12 protein-coding genes are annotated in these 22140 nt (G+C 41.8%); 11 read left to right on the forward strand and 1 reads right to left on the reverse strand.

Annotation, left to right across the window (positions count from 1 at the left end; all coding sequences use genetic code 11):
* Positions 1-9 precede the first annotated feature (9 nt).
* From RB604_RS11170 to RB604_RS11220, 11 genes are all read left to right on the forward strand, one after another.
* The gene (locus RB604_RS11170) at positions 10-2097 is read left to right on the forward strand and encodes a leucine-rich repeat domain-containing protein (protein ID WP_082430634.1); all 2088 of its coding nucleotides are present in this window, start codon (positions 10-12) and stop codon (positions 2095-2097) included.
* Between the two features lie 210 nt (positions 2098-2307).
* Positions 2308-4182, forward strand: a complete 1875-nt coding sequence (locus tag RB604_RS11175; protein WP_122282106.1) for a DUF6057 family protein — start codon at positions 2308-2310, stop codon at positions 4180-4182.
* 174 nt (positions 4183-4356) lie between these two features.
* Positions 4357-8535, forward strand: a complete 4179-nt coding sequence (locus RB604_RS11180; RefSeq protein ID WP_007478234.1) for a hybrid sensor histidine kinase/response regulator transcription factor — start codon at positions 4357-4359, stop codon at positions 8533-8535.
* A 451-nt stretch (positions 8536-8986) separates the two neighbouring features.
* Positions 8987-12337 carry a SusC/RagA family TonB-linked outer membrane protein gene (locus tag RB604_RS11185; protein WP_007478232.1) on the forward strand — a complete coding sequence of 1117 codons (3351 nt, stop codon included), beginning with the start codon at positions 8987-8989 and terminating at the stop codon, positions 12335-12337.
* 18 nt (positions 12338-12355) lie between these two features.
* Positions 12356-14362, forward strand: coding sequence for a RagB/SusD family nutrient uptake outer membrane protein (locus RB604_RS11190; RefSeq protein ID WP_007478230.1), 2007 nt, complete (start codon positions 12356-12358; stop codon positions 14360-14362).
* Between the two features lie 85 nt (positions 14363-14447).
* Complete coding sequence (locus RB604_RS11195; RefSeq protein WP_007478228.1) at positions 14448-15413, forward strand: T9SS type A sorting domain-containing protein; 966 nt, start codon at positions 14448-14450, stop codon at positions 15411-15413.
* Positions 15414-15427: 14 nt separating this feature from the next.
* Positions 15428-18202, forward strand: a complete 2775-nt coding sequence (locus tag RB604_RS11200; RefSeq protein ID WP_007478226.1) for a glycosyl hydrolase — start codon at positions 15428-15430, stop codon at positions 18200-18202.
* Between the two features lie 132 nt (positions 18203-18334).
* Positions 18335-18769 (forward strand): DUF4890 domain-containing protein, encoded by a 435-nt coding sequence (locus tag RB604_RS11205; protein WP_005924275.1) that lies wholly within the window; start codon positions 18335-18337, stop codon positions 18767-18769.
* A gap of 79 nt (positions 18770-18848) precedes the next feature.
* Complete coding sequence (locus RB604_RS11210) at positions 18849-19394, forward strand: DUF4738 domain-containing protein (RefSeq protein WP_055295768.1); 546 nt, start codon at positions 18849-18851, stop codon at positions 19392-19394.
* Positions 19395-19821: 427 nt separating this feature from the next.
* A complete protein-coding gene (locus RB604_RS11215; RefSeq protein WP_007478221.1) occupies positions 19822-20262 on the forward strand; it encodes a PepSY-like domain-containing protein in 441 nt (146 codons plus the stop codon).
* A 38-nt stretch (positions 20263-20300) separates the two neighbouring features.
* Entirely contained in the window at positions 20301-20795 is a 495-nt protein-coding gene (locus tag RB604_RS11220; RefSeq protein ID WP_025819629.1) for a PepSY-like domain-containing protein, read from the forward strand.
* 117 nt (positions 20796-20912) lie between these two features.
* Here RB604_RS11220 and RB604_RS11225 read toward each other — a convergent pair whose 3' ends face one another.
* The gene (locus RB604_RS11225) at positions 20913-22121 is read right to left on the reverse strand and encodes an L-serine ammonia-lyase (RefSeq protein ID WP_005924263.1); all 1209 of its coding nucleotides are present in this window, start codon (positions 22119-22121) and stop codon (positions 20913-20915) included.
* Positions 22122-22140: the final 19 nt, after the last annotated feature.

The raw sequence follows: 22140 nt of genomic DNA on the forward strand, positions 1-22140 counted from the left end.
AAAAATATAATGATAAATGTAATAAGGGTTGCGAGGTTGGTTTGTTGTTGCCTTTGTGTACATGCAGGAGTATGGGCACAAAATAAAATCTCTTTGAATATAGCGAAAGCCGGAACATTATCTGAGCAAATTGCTTCTTCGAAAAAATATCAGATTGATGAATTGATTGTTTCGGGAACCTTGAATGGTAGCGATATCCGCTTTATACGCGATATGGCCGGATGTGATGCGACTGGAAAGGAAACGAAAGGCATTTTGCGCAAGCTGGATATGTCCGGAGTTAACATTATCTCGGGAGGGGATTATTATTATGAAACGGGCGGTATTAAATACTATACATTGATTTCCGGAACAAGCAGTGGAAATGGAGTCTCTTACAGTGAAGGGGTCGGAAGCTATATGTTTGCTAAAACAAAACTTGTTTCCATTACATTACCGATATCTGTTTCTGTGATGGGAGAGGGGGTATTTTTCGGATGTACGGAGTTAGAAAGCTTTGTATTGTCTCCAAATGTTCCTTATATAAAGCCCATGACATTTGCACAGTGCAGTTTCAAAGAGTTTTCTGTTCCAGAAAGTATTAAGAGCATTGAGAAAAATGCTTTTGCCGGATGTAGCTCTTTAGCAAAACTTGTAATTCCCGAAAATGTGACAACAATTGTCGGCGGAGCCTTTGGCGAGTGTCCGGTATTGAGAGAAATAAAAGTGGATGAAAAGAATAAAAAATATGCCGATATAGACGGTGTTGTGTGTAGTAAGGACCTAACTGTTTTACGTATTTATCCGAATGGAAAAGGTTCTGAATATACGGTGCCGGAAACGGTTAATACAATCGATGATTTTGCTTTTCAAGGCACAGATGTTGAGTATGTGACATTGACGGATAATATTACCCATATTGGAGTAGGAGCCTTTAGTGATTGTACTAAACTGCGTGCTATAGCCGTGCCAAATAGCGTATTGGCATTTCGTGAAAGTGCATTTGCCAATTGTAGTTCGTTGGAAAGTATTCATATTCCAAATCAGATAACAGTTATCGATCGCTATGTGTTTCAAGGTTGTAAAAGTTTGGAGAAAATTCAGCTGCCGATCAAGACGGAAAGAATTCGTGATGCCGCCTTTCAAGGATGTCTCGGAATTGATTCTATTGCATTGCCTTCGACCGTAAAATACATTGATGCGTCTGCTTTTGCGGGATGTACAAAGGTGGAAGCCATTAGTTGTATGTGTACAGAATTACCGACCCTTAACAAAACAGCTTTCGAGGGAATCAATCAGCAGAAATGTAAATTGTATGTCCCGGTAGGTGCTTATTCCCGCTATTGGATTGCTCCGATCTGGGGAGATTTTGCCAGCATCATCGAACAGGATGGAGATGGGGAACCGTTAGTATCACTCACTGTTGCCGCCTCTTATAATGCCGTTTATGGAAAGGTACTCATTAACGGACAGCAAAAAAGCAGTGAGCTAATAGATAAAGATACCAAAGTTGAGTTTACTATTCAGCCGGCTAAAGGTTACGGCATAGCACAAGTGATGCTCAATAATAAAAACGTGACAGCTGACGTAAACGATGAAGGACTTTATACGATTGCCGAAGCCACAGAAAACATGGTTCTGCAGGTAACTTTTAAGGAGCTTCCTTATTACCTCACTATTCGGCATGCCGACAACGGATTATTGAAGCAACTGATTACCCGTGGTGAGCAATACACCTTTACCATTTTGCCGGCAGAGGGGTGGAACCTGAATACTGTGACTTTCAACGATAATGATGTGACCGCTTATGTGAAGGAAGACGGGACTTATACCACTCAGGCTCTGAAAAGTGATGCCGAACTGGCCGTCACCTTCGAAAGTACGGCTTCGTCCGTAGAAGATGTCCGTGCGGATGAACCGGCACTAAAGGTGTATACACAGCATGATGAGCTGATTTTGCAAGGAACCGTGGAGGGGCAGAAAGTACAGGTGTACACCACGGACGGTATTAACGCAGGCATTTATATTTCCACAGGGGGACTGACGCGCATCACGCTCCGGCAAAACGTAACTTATCTGGTCAGAGTAGGGATGAAAACATATAAGGTAGCTATGTGATCGTAATGTATGGGGTATAGAAAAAATATACATCCGAATTTCTGAAATAAACGTAACAAAAGAGTGTTGGTTGAAGGGGAAAACTTTCAACCAACACTAATTTTATTTCATTCATGGGGGAATATTGATTCAATCGCGTTTTTTGATCGGTAAACGTAGAGTGGAATTGAAGGTTATATGCTACTTTTACGAGCGGATTCTAAGACGAAAATGATGAAAAATACAGCAGTGAAAAACAATAAGGGAAATAAAATGTCCGGCTGGCTGGAAAAGTGGGAGCAGACAAACTACCGGAACATGAAAATAGCGTCTATATCAGTATTTATATTGTTGGCTATTTATATGACGGTGATACATAACTTCAATTACCTGAAAAAGGTAGAAGATTTATCACTGTTTCTTCCTTCCTGGACTTTTCTGAAAGAATGTATGATGGTGCCCGGAGGAGGATTGATATGGGGCGGCACATTCCTGACACAATTCTTCTATTATCCTTGGCTGGGTGGAGCTGTTTTTATCGCTTTGTTGCTGGTTCTCCAATACCTTGTGGGAAAGGCTTTTCGTATTCCCGACCGTTATTTTACGCTTTCGTTTGTTCCTTCCGCACTCTTATTGCTGGCATTGGTACAGTTGGGCTATGTGGTCTATATTTTGAAATCGCCGGGATATGCTTTTTCCAATCTGTTGGGCATGATAGCAGTTGTGGGAAGTTTTTGGGTGTATCGCTGTCTGAAACACTGGTTATGGCGCGGTGGGGTAGTTATTCTGTTTTCTATAGTTGGTTATCCGATATTAGGATTCTATGCCTTATTGGTAGTAATCCTGTTTGCCATTGATGAGTGCACACAGAAACGCGTGTGGTGGGCATGGAATATGCTGGTAGCTATAATTGCCATTGCTCTGGTCCCGTTATTCTATTACATATTGGTCTACACGCAATTGATGTGCGACTCTCTTTACACATCTGTCCTTCCTAGGTTTTATCCCAATGAAATGATTTTATGGATGCCTTTTGGACTATTGTATGCTTATGTGATATTTCTGGCTTTCTATGCTCATCGATGGAAACAAAAAACGGAAAGAGCTCGCGTAGTATCTGTCGTACTTGCCCTGATCGTGTTTGTTATGGCATTGGGAGGAGCATGGTATTATGAATTTGATGATGAAAACTTTCGCATAACAATCGATATGGACAGAGCTATTCTGGACAATGATTGGGAGAAAGTGGTGGACTGTGCCCAAGCGCAGCAAGGAGAGCCGACACGCTTGATTGTTTTAAATACGGATATGGCGCTTTATAAGTTGGGGCAGGCGGGCGACCGGATGTTTAAGTTTAAGATAAACGGAGTTCCTTACAGGATTATTCGCACTACTCCTGTCATGCGTAATACAGGAGCCAAGGCTTTGTACTTTCAGTATGGGAAAATTAATTATTGTTACCGTTGGTGCATGGAAGATAAAGTGGAGTATGGCATGAAGGTGGAATACCTTAAATATATGGTGAAGTGCGCTTTACTGAATGAAGAATTTGCTCTGGCACAGAAATATAACAGTACATTGGCACAGACTCTATTTCACAAAGATTGGGCGGAAAAATATCAGCGCTACATCGATGAGCCGCAACTGATGGCGGAAGATGCGGAATTTAAAATGATTAAGCCGTTGATGGCATACAATAATGCACTTGAGGGAGACGGGGGATTGTTGGAAGCCTATCTGATAAGCCAGATCGCTTACATGGAGGGAGGGCCTCCCGAACTTGTGGAACTCTCATTGCAGTGTAACTTGGTGCAGAAGGACATTGCCCGTTTTTGGCCCCGTTTTATACTATATGCTCGTACGCACGATAGGCTTCCACTGCATTATCAGGAGGCGGCAATCTTGTATTCTTACTTGGAACGCAAGGTGGACTATCGGCAGTTTAAAATAGAAGATGAAGTGGTAACTCGCTTTGATAAGTTTATAAAATTGTCCGAACAAATGGCTGGGCAATCGGATGAAAAATCAAAAGAGGTATTCAAACCCTATTTCAGCGATACGTTCTGGTATTATTACTTTTTCGTGAAGGGACTGAAAACCAGCTGATAAAGGGATTGTATGAAGATGGATTTTGCTATTGTTTTTTTCTGTCTTAGATGGATAACTTTAATATCTCAGAGTTAAATTCTACTTATCTTTGGTAATATTAATGATTTATAATATAATTTTGTCGTGTGCTTCGCATAAACAAGATTAATATGACTTAAAAAATAATACGTTATGAAGAATCAATACTTACCGCTTTACAAATTACTTTGCCTGTTTTTTTTGTTGATGTTTGTGGAAACATCCTCCTTGCAGGCAACGGAAAATTTCCGGAACTTCCGTTTCAGACAATTGAGCACTTCGGATGGATTGTCGACAAATGACATTCAACAGGTATATCAAGACAAGGAGGGCTATATATGGATGGCTACTCGTAACGGTTTGGCGAAGTATAACGGATATGAGATGAAGATTTATAAATCGAATATTTACAATTGGAATCTTCTGGGGAATAATAATATTTCATGTATTGAAGAAGATACGAAGCATCGCATTTGGATAGGTACATATGATGGACTGAATGTGCTGGATAAAGTGACCGGGAAAATTAAACAGATCAATAAAACGGAATTCAGCAATAATGCAATATCCAAAATATTAGTAACCCGGAAAGGGCAGATCTTATTAGGGACCGATCAGGGGTTGTATCAGTATATCCCGGAAAGGGACTCTTGCGTGCTTTTTACGCGGGAAACCACTAAAGATGTGATGCCGCAAACTTCCGTGAAATCTCTTTTGGAAGATTCAAAAGGAAATATATGGATCGGAACTTGGAATGAAGGGCTTTATCGTTACGATCCGGAGGAAGGTAAATATTTTGCTTATCCGAAAATGAATGAACGGAAATCGGCACACGTTGTTTTTGAAGATAGCCATCATCAGATTTGGGTAGGTACATGGGAAGGTGGATTGTTTCTGCTTAAAAATCCTTATGACATGGAGCGGGTGTCATGGGACGTTTTTCGAAATGAGCCTGCTGTCGAAAGTAGTTTGGCAGATAATACAATTTATGCTCTTTCCGAGGATCGGAACACAAATTCACTGTGGGTAGGAACACGAAGTGGATTGAGCATTTTGCCTTATGGAACAACGAGTTTTGTTAATTACTATCCGGACGAGTCCGGACATTCTATTTCGGGAAATGAGGTGACTTCCATGATTTGTGACCAGCAGGGAATGATGTGGTTGAGCACGCTTGGAGGAGGAGTAACGGCAATCATAACGCGTGAGTTGAATTTTGCATTGGATCATTTGGAAAATATTAAGAAAGTATTTAAAACTAATTCAGTAAGAAATATTTTAGTGGACGATGAGGGTCTGATGTGGCTGAGTATAGGTACTTACGGATTAGTGGTATATAATCGTCAGACGGGGGAATGGTGGAATATGCGTCAGCTTGGCTTTCCGGATACGGGTTCGACCACTTATTCCGTGTTTTCGATCATGCAGTCGCCTACTACCGGAAAAATATGGATAGGAACTTATGACGGCGGGCTCTATGTATATGATAAAAAAGCAAAATCCGGTGCTCGTGTGAAATGTTATCGGGCAAATGACACACCTTGGTTGCCCAGCGATCGTATTTATGATATAAAAGAAGATTCTCAGGGAAAGGTCTGGTTAGGAACGTCGTATGGATTCAGTATGCTTACTGCAGAGGGGAATATTTGCCGGTTTGATTTGTTGGATGTAATGGGATTGAATTTGCGCAATCTGATTGCACAGGATATTGAAGAGGGGGTTGACGGAGAAATGTGGATCGCTACCGAAAATATGGGGATCGTACGTGTAGTGGGGAATGGGAATAATGTAAAGGACTACAAAATATATAGCTATTCTCCTGAAAATGATAAGCTGAATTCACTGAAAGTGATGTGTATGTATAAAGACGAATTGGGGCGTATCTGGGCTGGTACGGAAGGATGCGGACTTAGTTTGTACGATTCTAAAATCGGTAAGTTCATATCTGTACATGTGCAGTGGAATCTTCCGGGCGATGTTATATCCAGTATTATTGGCAGTAAAGAGGATGAACTGTGGTTAGGTACGAATGTGGGATTGGTGAGACTGTATGTGCCGGAGGACCTGTCGAAAGTCAACTATAGGCTGTATACTACGGCGGACGGCATGCAGGATAATGTGTTTATCAGGAATGTGGCGTGTAAAACCGAAGAGGGGGAACTGTTTTTCGGAGGCGCCCATGGATATAACAGCTTTTTTCCGGACCGTCTGAAAGAGTCGGACTTCCAATTGTCTATTACAATAACTAATATTAAAATTTTTGATAAATCGTGGAATAATCTGGAGGATGCTGTGAGAAACAGGATATCCGAACAGTCACCCGATTTCACGAAAAAAATAGTGCTGGACTATTGGCACAATAATTTTAGTATTGAATTTGCCGTGCTCGATTATATGAATCCCGCACAAAATAAATATGCGTACAAATTGGATGGTTTCGATACGGATTGGCAATATCCGGATCAGTTGCGCCGGTTTGCCTATTACAATAACCTGCCTGCCGGTACCTATAAATTTCATTTAAAAGCGGCCAACTCCAATGGGATATGGGGAGAAAGAGAACCGGCTATGGAGATAGTGATACTGCCACCACCCTGGCGGACATGGTGGGCATATGTTATTTACGCTATTTTAATAATATCGGCGGGCTGTATATTATTCAGAATGGGAAAAAAGCGTGTGCAGCTGTACAATGCTTTGCATTTGCGCGAACTGGAAAAAGCAAAAGCGGATGAGTTGAATCATACAAAACTGCAATTTTTTACGAATATCACTCATGAATTACTTACTCCTTTGACTATTATTTCGGCAACGGTCGATGAGCTGAAACTTTGTGCTCCGCAGAATGGAGACTATTATCAGATAATGACGAACAATATCAATCGGTTGATACGTCTGCTGCAGCAGATTCTGGAATTCAGAAAAGCGGAAACTGGAAATCTGAAACTACGTGTGTCACGGGGAGACCTTGCGGCATTCGTCCGAAACAGTGTGGATAATTTTGAGCCGTTGATGAAGAAGAAAAAAATCTATTTCTCGATCATGACCAATCCCGAACCCTTTATGGCATATTTTGATTCGGACAAGATCGACAAAATACTATATAATCTGTTGTCCAATTCATCGAAATATAACAAAGAAAAAGGAACGGTGTGGGTCGATCTGAGTTATGAAAAAACATTGGATTCGGCTGTGTTGGTAGTGAAAGATAACGGAGAAGGTATTTCGGAAGAGGCTCAGAAAACACTGTTTAAGCGTTTTTATGAAGGTGATTACAGGAAATTCAATACCATAGGCACTGGCATCGGACTGTCGTTGACAAAAGATCTGGTGGAACTGCATCAGGGAACTATCTCCGTACAAAGTAAACTGGGAGAGGGTACGGCGTTTAAGGTGATTATTCCTATTAATCGCGGTGCATATAAGGAGGAGAATATCGATGATAAATCGGATGTACTGCCCGTAGCACAGCACATTCCCGTGGAAGTGGTGGAGGAAGAAGAAGAGGGACAGGCAGAGGAAAAAGGGGGCACATTGCTTTTGGTAGAAGACAATGAGGACTTGTTGATGATGATGACTAAGCTGCTGAAAGCTAATTATAATGTATATACAGCTTGTAATGGTAAAGAGGGGATCGAGGTCATTGGAAACAAAGATGTGGACTTGATAGTATCAGATGTGATGATGCCGGAAATGGATGGGCTTGAATTCTGCCGTTACGTGAAAGGACACTTTGATACAAGCCATATCCCTGTCATTCTTCTGACTGCTAAAAATAAGGAAGAAGATCGCGTGGAAGCATATGAAGCGGGTGCGGATGCTTTTATTAGCAAACCTTTCAATCTGAGTGTACTCCATGCCCGCATCAGTAATTTATTGAAAACCAGGGAACGTGCCAACAAGGATTTCAAAAAACAATTGGTTTTCGAGGTGGACGAATTGAATTATACCAGTATTGATGAGGAATTTTTACAGAAAGCAATCGGCAGTGTGCAAGCTCATCTGGATGATCCGTTGTTCGATCAGACTCGTTTTGTGGAAGAGGTGGGAGTGAGTAAATCAACTCTTTTCAGAAAGCTGAAATCACTGACCGGATTGTCGTACTCATCTTTTGTCCGTAACATCCGCATGAAAGCTGCTTGTAGAATCATGGAGGAGAAGCGGAATGTACGAATCTCGGAGTTAGCTTATGCCGTCGGGTTCAACGATCCGAAATATTTTAGCGCCTGCTTTAAAAAAGAGTTGGGAATGCACCCGAGTGAATATATGGAACGCTTCATCAATGGCGGGAAGAGTGAAAACGATGAAGAGAATCCTGTAAAAGATAGGTAGAGACTACGTCATAATCAGAACCTGCCCCGATAAATCAGAAAAATTTATTGAGCTGAATTGAAGCAGGTTTTCAGGGAGGCATCAATAAGATCAAAAAATCGCTTTACACATAATGGGAATGGTAGCAATGCCATTCTCATTTCTTTAATCTCTTTTCCTGTACTTCATAGCAGGTAGAAAAATCATTCAATTATTTCTGAAATTCTGGGGTTGCATTAAAATCGGGCTTTTTGAAATAATATTGGAGTGGATTTTTCTCTTCCTTCCCTACTTTTGTTTCATCGAAAATAAAGGTATTTTTTAGTTTTTAAGGGAATTAAGGTTAAGGTAGAAAAAGAGCGGTTACTATGTAAATGAAACAGCGAAAGGTTACACATTTTTTTGTAGGGTAAGAGGACGTTTTCAGGATATTTAAAAACGGAAATAACAGTTACATTTAAAAGATAATAGTATGAAAAAAAACAAGGCTATGAACTTTTCTCTTAATTGTCCACCATTTAATGCAGGAATAGCATGCAGGGCTTTTGCCGCTTTTGCATTAGGAGGGTTGTTGCTGATGGCTCCTTCGGTAGCTTTTGCCGATGGGATGGAACAAAACGTGCTTCAGCAGCAAGGAACAGTTAAAGTTACAGGTGTTATAAAGGATATTGCAGGAGAACCGGTGATCGGGGCGAATGTTGTTGTGAAGGGTACGACAAATGGAATTATATCCGACATTGACGGTAATTTTACATTGTCGGTTCGCTCCGGCGATGTACTAGTCATAAGTTACTTGGGGTATCAGACTCAGGAAATAACAGTCGGACGGAAAACGAATTTCAATATTATATTAAAAGATGACGCGAAGTCACTGGATGAGGTGGTAGTAGTGGGATTCGGTACGCAGAAGAAAGTGAATCTGACGGGGGCGGTATCGATGGTAGATGCCAAAGTGATGGAGGATCGTCCGGTGATCAATGCTGTGCAGGCTCTGCAAGGGGCAGTCCCGGGATTGCAGATTACGTCTAATTCCGGAGCGCTGGATAAAAATGCAAGCATCCGAATTCGTGGTGCGAACACATTGGGCTCCGCTTCTGCCGATCCGTTAATTCTAATCGATGGCATGGAAGGGGATATCAATTCTATCAATCCGCAGGATATTGAGAATGTATCCGTATTGAAAGATGCGGCTGCTGCTGCTATTTACGGTTCACGTGCACCATATGGGGTAATTCTTGTTACTACGAAGAAGGGACGTCAGGGAAAGGCTGCGGTTACTTACAATAATAACTTCCGCTGGGGTAGTCCTACGCGTATTCCGGATATGGTAGATTCGTGGACGTTTGCCAATTATTATAATGAGGCCAGTAGAAATGCAGGAAGCGGAGATTATTTCCAACAAGAGGTGATGGACCGTATTTATGCAACGGTGAATGGACAGGAAGGTGCGGTGGATATGGTACCGGATTCCGGTAACTCCAAGTATTGGTCGAATCAATGGAATAACTATTCTGCAAATACGGACTGGTATGATATTGTGTATAAAGATTGGGCGTTCTCGCAGGAACACAACATGAGTGTAAGTGGCGGTACGGATAAGATCGGATACTATGCATCTGCCAATTATCTGGATCAATCCGGACTTTGTAACGTGTCTTCCGATAAACTGAAACGTTACACCATGACGGCTAAATTTAATGCGGAGCTGTCCAAATGGGTGCGACTGGATGTAAATACGCGATTTATCCGTAAAGATTACGACAGACCTTCGTCTTTGAGCGGTTCTCTTTATGATAATTTGAGCATGAACGGCTGGCCGACCACTCCTTTCCGCGATCCCTACGGCAATATTTTCGGTGGACTCTTTCAGGAGGTCATGAAGCTGGACCAAGGTGGAAGATATATTTCCCAAAATGATGAGCTTTATATGCAGGGTGCTCTTATCATTGAACCGATCAAGGGATGGACAACGCACTTGGAAGCCAATTATAGAATATATAATTCGGCCGTGAGAGAGACATGGTTCCTGACCCAAAGCTATTATACGGATGGCACTCCGATAGAGCAGTCGGGAGCGGGAACGCTGAACAGACGTCATACCCGTGAGAACTATATGAATATAAATGCCTATACGGATTATTCTCATAGTTTTGCCGAAGTTCATAATATGAAAGTGATGTTTGGTTTCCAGACAGAAGGATTGCGTCAGGATTATGATGAACATACTAAATATGGGTTTATCAGCAATGATTTTCCTTATGAGAATGCGATGACGGACAAATTGCTGAACGGAGAGGATAAATATCCTTCGGCAGGAGGTAAATATAACCGTTGGGCTACCGCGGCATTTTTCGGACGTGCCAATTATGACTATAAAGGTATCTATCTGGCAGAAGTAAATTTGCGTTATGATGGAAGTTCGCGTTTCCGTAGCAATCAGCGCTGGGACTTGTATCCCTCTTTCTCGTTGGGATATAACATGGCCCGTGAGCAATACTGGGAATCGATTGAACCCTATATTGGCATGTTGAAGGTTAGAGGTTCTTACGGAGAATTGGGAAATCAGAATACGGATGGTTGGTATCCGACTTATGAAGTGCTTGAAGTGAAAGCTAATAATGGTGATTGGTTGCAGAATGGCCAGAAGACTAACACGACAACCCAGCCGAAAATGATCAGTACGATATTGACATGGGAACGTGTGAAAAGCTGGAATATCGGTCTCGATTTCGGAGCATTCAATAATAGGTTGACAGGTGCTTTCGACTATTTTCAGCGTACTACTACTGGAATGGTAGCAAAAGGCTTGGAATTGCCGGTTGTATTGGGAATAGCCGTTCCTGATGTGAATAGTGCGGATATGTGTACGTCCGGTTTTGAATTGGCCGTTAAATGGCAGGATCGTTTGAGTAACGGTTTGGGTTATAACATTGGATTCTCCTTATCAGATGCCCGTTCAAAAGTTGTGAAATATCTGAATAATCCGACCGGAAATTTAGGAGGGTACATCGAAGGAGAGTATTTAGGCGATATTTATGGATATGAGACGGTAGGGATTGCCCAAAGTAAAGAAGAGATGGAACGGCATTTGGATCAACTCGACCAGAATTATTATAATACACATGGAGTATGGCCGGCTGAACCTCGGAAAGGACAATCTGGATTGGGTGATGACTGGAATGCCGGTGATATTATGTATGCCGATTTGGATGGTGACGGTGAAATAAATAGTGGAGAATATACATTGGCAGATCACGGGGATTATAAGAAAATAGGAAATAAGACTCCTCGGTATCAGTTTGGAATTAATCTGGGAGCTGATTGGAAAGGATTTGATTTCAGTGCATTCTTTCAGGGAGTGATGAAGCGGGATTACTGGCAGGATAGCTGGCTGTTCTGGGGAGCAACAGGAGATGCCCGTAAATCCACTTGTTTTTATGACCATTTAGACTATTGGTCGGAGGATAATCCAGGTGCATACTATCCTCGTCCTTATTTTGGGGCACAGCCGGGTGGCGGCGGTGATAAACACTTGAACAAAAATCAATATTGTCAGTCCCGATATTTGCAGAGTGGAGCTTATATTCGTCTGAAAAATGTTCAATTGGGGTATACTCTGCCTTTGAGATGGACTCAGAAGTTCAATGTGTCCAGATTGAGAGTTTATGTTTCCGGTGAAAATTTGTGGGTAGGAACCAAAATGGCCAGTATGTTCGATCCGGAAACAGTGGATGGCGGTAATGGTGATGGAAAGAATAAGAATATCGGTGAGGCTTATCCGTTGTCTAAAGTCATTTCTTTCGGCTTAAGCATTACACTTTAATTTTAATACAGTAGAACAATGAAAAATAGATATAAACTTAGCTTTAAATGGTTGGTGGGTATTGCTACCTGCTCCGGTGTACTATTGACTTCATGTAATGATTATCTGGATATAACTCCTCCATCGGATATCCCACCGGAACTTTATTTGAATGAAGAAAATGAATTGGCAACTTATGTAAATGGCTTATACGGAATATTGCCTTCACATGGCGGTATATACACTTATGGCATTTTTGGTGGCGATGCAGGAACGGATAACATGGTGAAGAGTAAAGCTGATTCAAAGTATATAGGAAACCTGCATACCGGTATGGATAATGGAGACTATTATTTTGAAAACATACGTAGCTGTAACTACTTTTTGCAGGAGGTACTTCCGAAATATGCTTCCGGCAATCTTTCCGGTAATGAAGAGTATATCCGTCATTATATTGGAGAAATTTATTTTCTCCGGGCCTATGAATATTTTAAGCGATACCAGATGTTCGGAGATTATCCGATTATTACTCAAATATTGCCAGATCAGGAAGAGGTTTTGATAAAAGAAAGTAAACGTTCTCCGCGTAATGAGGTGGCACGTTTTATCTTAAATAATCTGGATATGGCTTCTTATTTAATGTCGGGAGCCAATCCGGATGCTAATAAGACGCGTATATCGGAAGATGCGGCTATTTTCCTGAAATCGAGAGTAGCGCTGTTTGAAGCTACATGGCTGAAATATCACAAGGAATATGTACCGGGAGGAGATAAATGGCCAGGAAAAGATATGTACCCTAATTATACATTTCCAGCCGGGAGTTATCAGGCAGAGATTGATTATTTCTTGAGACGGGCTTATGAAGCTGCCGATTCTATCGCTGGAAAATATGCATTGGTACAAAATACGGGAAATGTACAGCAAAGCGCCAGTGAACCCAGCAATCCATACATGGATATGTATGCTACCGAAGACATGAAAGGATATAGCGAAGTTATTATGTGGAGACAGTATAGCCGTGCATTGTCGGTTGGTCATAGTGTGGGTTATCATGCACAACTGATGAATAATGGCACCGGTACTACAAGAGGAATGATCGAAAGTTATTTGATGAGTGACGGTAAACCGATCTATTCTTCATCTTTTACCTACAACGACGAAGGTATAGCCAATGTCCGCAAGAATCGGGATGCACGTATTAATGTCTTTCTGAAAGAGCCGGGACAGGTGAATTACTTTGTAAACCTCACTTCTAACTTAGGCTCGTCCGGACAAATAGTAGAGCCTGCAAATCCGACGATTACAGGGGATACTAAGAATCCGACAGGGTACATGCTACGGATGGGCAATTCGAAAGACAAAGAGGAGAATGATCAGTATGGAACTTTCTTGGGTTCTCCTGTATTCATGGCTGCCGAGGCTTATTTGAATTACATCGAAGCCCGTTATCTGGCATCGGGCGACTGGCATACGGATAAGATAGAACAGTATTGGAATGAACTTCGTCAGAAACATGCCTTGATCACTGCTTCCATTCAGGAAACGATCGATGCAACCGATATGGCAAAGGAGACGGCTTTGAAAGATCAGGCATATGATTGGGGAGCCTATTCTGCCGGGGCGGTATTAAGCGATAAAGTATTGTATTGCATTCGTCGTGAACGCCGTTGTGAGTTAATAGGGATGGGCATGCGCTATATGGACTTGTGCCGTTGGCGCTCTATGGATCAGTTGAAAGAAAATAAATATCACATCGAAGGCTTTAAATTGTGGGGAGATGATGGGAAGCAACTTCCGGTTTACTCCTACAAACGATTGCCTGCCGATCCGGATAATACCAAGTCCGTAGTGTCTTCGCCGGAATTGAGTAATTATCTGCGTCCTTTTGAAATACAAAGAACCTCGGATGCTTTCAGTGGTTTGGGATGGTATTACGCTTATTATTTAGGTTATGTGCCTATTAAGCAATTCTCTCTTTGCGGTGACGGTGTCTTATATCAGAACCCGGGATGGAGTGAATCGGCTAATTCAATGCCGGAATTTTAGAAATAATAAACAACAGTCTCCGGCGGATTTTCTGCCGGGGAACTGCTTAAAATAATAGAATTGTTTAATTAATATTTTAACTATCATGAAAGCGAAATTATTACTGTGGGGAACTTGTACTCTTTTTTCAATGACTGCTGTATTTGCACAGCAAAAAGAGGGAAATCTGTTGAAAAACGGTGATTTTGAGGCCGGCTATACAGCATTTAATCATTCAGACATAATGTGTCCTGAAGTCATCGAAGGATGGGATCTTAAGAGAGATGTCGATGGTTTGGATAACGCTATTGTAAGTGGAACATTTAATAATGCAGGGCAAGATGAGTGGAACACGTTTGCCTTTATCAAAGACATAGAGGATGCTGATATGTCCGGTGAAGGAGGGGATTTGATAACAGATGATAATTATCAATATCTTCGTTTTCAACGCTATTTCTGGAATGGCTGGTTTGATTCGGATGGTATTCAGCAGACGGTAAGTGTTGTTCCCGGAGAAACCTATTCTCTTTCTTGCATTTATCGTGTGAACGCGGGTGGTACGAGAGACAAACAAGATGCTAAACGTCATATTCGTGTATACGAGGCTTCAACAAATGATAAAGGAGGAACTGTGAAAGGTGCCATGATTTATGAACAACAGATTCCTCATGAAACGTGCGATTGGAAAGTTTTTTCTACATCAGGCATCAAGACAGACTCTGAAACTAAGATGATTATTTGTCTGGGTATGGATGGTGCCGGTGGGGAAGGCGATGGAAAACCTCAGAATGAAAATGTGTATATCGACTATGATGACGTAGTATTCCAGAAAGGAACCGCATCTGGCATTGCTTCCATGAATGCCAACAATGTATCGGTTCGCAAACTCGGTGTGAATATTTTGGTAGGCGGAGTGTCTGCCGGCGATCAGGTGACTGTGTACGATATTGCAGGAAATTTGCAGAAGTCGGATGTAGCACAATCTGATAAGATGATGATACCGATGGCCGGACAAGCTAAAGGTGTATACATTGTGAAAGTAGGAAATGTGACTAAAAAAGTGGTCCTGTAAAGATTGAATAGTGTATGAGATTTTTTAGTGTTATATTATTTGCATTACTATGTTCATGTGTCTCCCTCTTTGCGAGGGAGACACAGACTGTTGTATCCATAGAGAATGAAAACAAGGAATTGAGCGGGATGATAGACATGCATATGACCGGAGAAATTCCCTTGAAAAATGCCTCAGTCAATCTGGTTTCGCAGGATGCATGGCTCTTCTTCGACAATGTACGCCCTTCTGAGGTTATAGAGAAATATGCTTCCATGATAAAGGTGTCGGGAGAAGTCTTGCAACCGGGTAAAAATAGTCGGGTGGATGTTTTTCTCCATGGTACTGTCATCATACCTCATGATGAGAACTATGAACCGTTGCAGGTTTTCACGGGCGAAAATTATTCGGGGGAGAACCGTACGTATCTCGTAGATTCCTGCTATCAGGATTTGGAGTCGTTTGATAATGCCATCCGGTCTTTCAAATTGAAAAGAGGATATATGGCGACATTGGCCAATGAATCCAACGGACAGGGATACAGCCGTGTGTTCATTGCCGACAATGAGGATATTGATATTCCGGTTCTTCCGCACGAATTGAATGGCAAGGTTTCCTATATCCGTTGTTTCAGATGGGAATGGGTATCCAAGAAGGGATGGTGTTCGTCCGGTGCGGGATGTTACAATGAGATAGATCTGACGGCATCTACTTGGTATTATTCTTGGAGTGCCGACCGGGAGTCGCTGAATGATGCGGAGTTTGTTCCTATTAAGCAGAATTGGGGATGGCCCGGATTTGCTGAGATCAACTCGAAATCGAATGTAACCCATCTTTTGGGATATAATGAGCCGGACAGACCGGAACAAGCCAATGCATCGGTAGAAAAAGCGATCGGGCAATGGCCGCAAATGATGGAGTCGGGACTTCGTTTGGGTACTCCTGCCATAGCCGATAATTTGAATTGGTTGTATAGCTTTCTGGATGAGTGTAAGAAACGCAATTACCGGGTGGACTATGTAGCTGTACATGCTTATTGGGGTGGTTCCGGAGGTGCACAGGTGGTAACGGACGGCAATGGCAATATCTCACCGGAAAAATGGTATCAGAAGCTAAAGGCGATTCACGACCGAACAGGACTTCCTATCTGGATTACAGAATGGAACAATGGTGCTAACTGGACGCACGAGACTTGGCCTGCTGATGAAGCCAGTAAACAACAGAAGCAATTGACCGATTTAAAGGGTATCTTAAATGTCTTGGATACATGTAGCTTTATCGAACGTTATTCCATTTATAATTGGGTAGGTGACGAACGTGCATTGGTGGTAGGAAAAGATGATAACGGGAACTATACGGCAGGCGGTGCCATCGACCAAAAACTGACCCCCGCCGGTGAGTATTATCGTGATCTTCATGCTCCGATGGCCTATAATCCTTTGAAAGCTGTAGTGCCTACATATCAGGTGGTGACTCCGGAATTGGAAGCTTCGTACAATATGAATTCACGCGCCGTGGAAGTATCCTGGACGGATTACAATGGTGAACTTACAGATGAATATGTATTGGAGCGTAAAACGGATGACGGGGAATTTGAAGAACTGATCTCAGGAGTGGGACAATTGAAAAATCAGTATTCGGAAGAGTTGAAGCCGACGGAATCACATGCCTATACATATCGTGTGAAGATTAAATCCGGTTCGGAAGAGAAATATTCTAATGAAATGGTGGTTGATGTACCTATTGTGAAAGGCACTTCGGATGTTCGTTATGGGGTAGCTACACTTTCCGATCTGGTGTGGAAATATTTCTTTTTTGAAGACGGAGCAGCTTATAGCACTACTCCTGCTGTTGTATTTGGCGGATTTTCTTCTGCTACGAGAACGCTGCTAAGTTATCATCTTCAGGGAACTTCGACTAATGGGTTTCGTTTCAAATTTACTCCGTGGGAATATCAGAATGTAACAGAACTGCCTAAAGCGGAAAATGCTCCTTATATTGTAGCCACTAAAGGAAATTATAAGTGGGGCGATTTAGATGTTGAAGCGGGAGATGTAAGAAGTGTTAATGACGAGTGGAAAAAAGTGACTTTTACAAAGCCATTTACGGAAGCACCTGTTGTTTTTGTATCTCCATCTTCTGCAAAAGTGACATCTCCTTCCTTTGCACGAGTCAGAAATGTGACAAAGGAGGGATTTGAAGTGCATTTTACACGTGAAAAGAGTATGACAGGTAGCTTTTCCAGAGAGAATATTTGCTATTTTGCAATTGTCCCGGGTATGACGGTTGTAAATGGCAAAAAAATAAAAGTGGGAAAGACTGCTGAGGTAGTGGGAGAATTGAGTAATAAAGCAGAACTATCTTTTGATGGAACTTATACTGATCCGGCATTCTATTGTACACTTTTGACGAGCAATGATAGTTTTACATCCAATCTCCGTTATTCGGGTTTAACTTCGGAAGCGGTTACTTTTATGAAGCAACGTGAAAAGTCGGCCGGAGCATCAGGAACTTCTGCACTCGATCAGGTCGGATGGATGGTGATTGAAAGTGGTGCTATCGTAGGAACCGGTAATATAGAGACAACGGCTGAGGAAGGAACATTGAAAATTTTTCCTACGTTGACAAGAGATATATTAGATGTAACGGCCGAATGGGGAACACGCATTTTTATATACAGTGTAGGTGGTAGTTTAGTGAAGAATTTGGTATATCGTGGCATATCTTTTAGCGTATGCGAACTTTCTGCCGGTATGTATATTCTTCGTACAGATAAAGGAGAATCCGGACGTTTTGTGAAAATTGATTAGTTTTCAGAAGGATTACGCTTATTTATTGTTAAAACGGGAAGTTGAATTAAACTTCCCGTTTTTTATTGGGTCATATATAAAGTTGCAACAGAAAAATAGATTTAGTAGTTTTATCAAAAAGAGAAAGTTAGTATGAAAAGAATAGCATTTTTAATGATCGCCTTGTTTATGATAGGTGGGGTGGTTATGGCTCAAGGTCAGCGTGGAGAACATAAAAAGATGACTCCGGCAGAACGGGCGGAAAAGATGACGGAACGTATGGTAAAAGAGTATTCCTTGAATGATGCGCAGAAGAAACAATTGTTGGAGGTGAATCTGGCACGGTGTGAAAAAATGGATGCCCGTATGTCTATGCGTCCGGATGTAAATGGAAAGAAAGACGGGAAAAAAGCTCCCCAGATGACAAAGGAAGAACGGGAAAAGATGCGTGCGGAAATGAAAAACGCCAATGACGAGTATAATGCACAGTTACAAAAGATTATGACGGAAGAGCAATATGCTTCTTATACGAAGAAACAGTCCGAACGTGAACAACGGATGAAGGAGGGGCGGAGAGAGAGGAAGTAATCAACTTTCAACTCCGAACATTTGTGTATTTCCGTCTCTTTTTGTTCCTTTGTCGTCGTAATTAAAGAACGGATAAATTATGAAGAAACTCATATACCTGCTTGCCTATTGCTTTTTCATTGTTGTCACCGCTTGTGGTGGAAATAAGAAAGCAGAAGAAAAATCATTGCTGATTATGCAGGATAGCGTTGATGCATGTGGCTTACAACGTATGCAGGTATCGAAGGCGGATGTTGATATCAAGTTTAAAGGTAAGGATTATCACTCTTTTATATCACGCACTCCGGATGAGGATTTGCCGTTGGTAAAAGATGATAGAGGAAATCAGTTCGTAGATAATAAGATTCAGCTTCGTTTAACGCGTGGCAATGAGCAAATCTTCAATATGACTTTTACAAAGAGAAATTTTGCTTCAATAGTGGGAGAAGACTTTTTGGCAAAGTCTATTTTGGAAGGAATGGTATACAACAAGACTACCCCGCAAGGAATTGTATATGCTGCCAGTGTGTGTTATCCGCAGACGGACTTGTATGTTCCTATTTCCATAACGATTACTGCTGATGGTAAAATGACGATGGCACGGGAAGAGTTATTGGAAGAAATTTATGATGAAGAGGGTGTTTAAGCCTTCTAATGCATTCGTGACAATGGATTTACACAAATGTAATACTTTTTAAAACAATTGAAAGGCAACCGTCAGGTTGCCTTTCGTATTTTAGCGGAGTCAATAAATGTTATGATTTATAAGAGGAATGAGGATGCTGAACTGACATCTTATGAATAATATCTAAATTTTTTCTTTTTCTTTGCTGGCGATAGTTGTTTTAATACTTACTGCCCAAAATGAAAAGTTGGTTCTTTTGACGGAATCTGTGAATATGCAGGCTGATTCGACATGTATTGACACTATGCTGTTTTCATTCTGTTGATAGTTAAAGAAACTGAAAAATGTGATCTCACTCTGTTATTCCTAAATCTTTCCAGAATCACTATCGTTATTTGCATTATAAAAACATAGGAAACTATATTATTAACATTAAAAAATAACGATTATGAAGAAAATTTTATCTGTTCTTGTGATGGCTATCGTAGCCGTTCAGTTTGCATTTGCCGGTGATGTGATTACTAAGGATATTAACCAGTTGCCACTGTCGGCACGCAATTTCATTAACCAGCATTTCACCAAACCCCAAGTGGCCCATATTAAAATAGACAGCGAGGTTTTATCTAAGAAGTACGAAGTTTTATTGACCAATGGTATCGAAATTGATTTTGATGGCAAAGGGAATTGGCAGGAAGTGGATGCTAAAAAGGGAAAGGTACCGGCAACGATTATCCCCTCTTTCGTCAGTAACTATTTGAAGACGAATAATTTCACTACTGAGTTCGTTACTAAGATCGAACGGGACCGTAAAGGGTATGAAGTAGAACTGAATACCGATTTGACTTTTAAGTTTGATAAGAATGGTAAGTTCCGTAAAGCGGATGATTGATTGTAAGATATAGAACCTTGACCAATATAATTTTAGAGATGATGAAATTTAAATATTATTTAGGAGCCGTAATGTTGGCGATAATCCTGTTTTCTTTCAGTGCTTGTGACAACGATGATGATTATATGCCACCTAATCAGGACATCATTACAGCGTTAAAGCAACTTTATCCTGATGTACAGGATATAGAATGGAGTCAGAAGGGTGTTTATTATGTAGCTGATTGTTGGGTAAATGGGTCGGAACTGGATGTGTGGTTTGATGCAAATGCCAATTGGATCATGACGGAGATGGAGATTTTTCGTGAACAGCTACCCGCAGCCGTCAATACGGCTTACGAGGAGAGTGGTTACGGTGATTGGGTGATTGACAACCTTACTAAGCTAACCTTTCCGCATAAGTCGGAAGAATTTGTCTTTGAAGTTCAGAGAGGTGCACAGGAACGTGCTTTGTATTACTCCGCATATGGCGGTCTCCTTCTTGAAAAGGATATTACCGATGCGGATGACACACACTGGCCGGACGTGGAATAATGGGAGAGGGGAGAGTTGAGATGGGAGAAGTGATTGCGCTATCATGATGCAAAGTACTTCTCCCATTTCCCTTTATTCTTCTTATTCCCGTTGTCCCCTTTCTTTAATAATCCTCTTTTAGCTAAATTCGTAATCTTTTGCCAGTCCTCCTTCACTTGTTTCTTTATAGAGGGAGGGGAGATCGTGTCCTGTTTGCTTCATTACTTGTACCACCTTGTCGAAAGAAACGCGGTGCATGCCATCTGTGAATGAAGAGTAGAGGTTGGCATCCAGTGCACGTGCGGCGGCATAGGCGTTGCGCTCAATGCAAGGGATTTGCACTAATCCGCAAACGGGGTCGCAGGTCATTCCTAAGTGATGCTCCAAGCCCATTTCGGCAGCATATTCTATCTGGGCAGGGCTACCGCCGAATAATTGGTTGGCTGCTGCTGATGCCATGGCACAGGCTACGCCTACTTCTCCCTGACAGCCTACTTCTGCTCCGGAGATAGAAGCATTGAATTTTACAATGTTTCCTACAAGGCCGGCTGTGGCTAATGCGCGTAAGATACGTATATCGCTAAAATCACGACTTTTGTATAAATGATAGAGCACTGCGGGCATTACACCACAAGAGCCGCAAGTGGGCGCAGTTACAATTTTTCCGCCGGATGCATTTTCTTCGCTGACTGCCAATGCATATGCAAATACAAGGCCGCGCGATTGTAACGATTGTTTGTATCCGGTAGCACGTATATAATAAGTGGAAGCCTTTCTTCTTAAGTTTAACGGACCGGGCAGGACCCCTTCTTCTTCCAATCCCCGACGGATAGAGTCTATCATTGTTTTCCATACCTCATTCAGGTAATCCCAGATATCAGAGTCCTCACACTCTTTTACATACTCCCAATAGCCTTTTCCACTACGTTCGCACCATTCTAAAATTTCCGTCATGCTGTTCATTCCGTATACATCACGGCTTTCAATGGAAGGCGTATCGCTGTTTTCGGCTAATGCCCCTCCTCCGATACTATATACCGTCCAGTTTTCAATGAGCTTATCATCAGTGTCGAAAGCTGCAAAAGTCATTCCGTTCGGATGAAAAGGGAGAAAGACTTTGGGTTGCCATATAATTTCTACCGGTGCTGTCGGTTCGAGGGTATCGATAATAGCGACATCCGTCATATGGCCTTTTCCTGTAGCTGCCAGACTCCCGTAAAGTGTTACTTTGAATTTTGCTGCATCCGGATGGCGTGTTACAAACATTTCAGCCGCTTTTCGCGGCCCCATCGTATGACTACTGGAAGGACCTGTGCCAATACGGTATAACTCTTTGATTGACTTCATATTATTGTACTCTTGTTAT

It is taken from the genome of Bacteroides salyersiae (assembly GCF_031172035.1).
GTDB classification, from domain to species: domain Bacteria; phylum Bacteroidota; class Bacteroidia; order Bacteroidales; family Bacteroidaceae; genus Bacteroides; species Bacteroides salyersiae.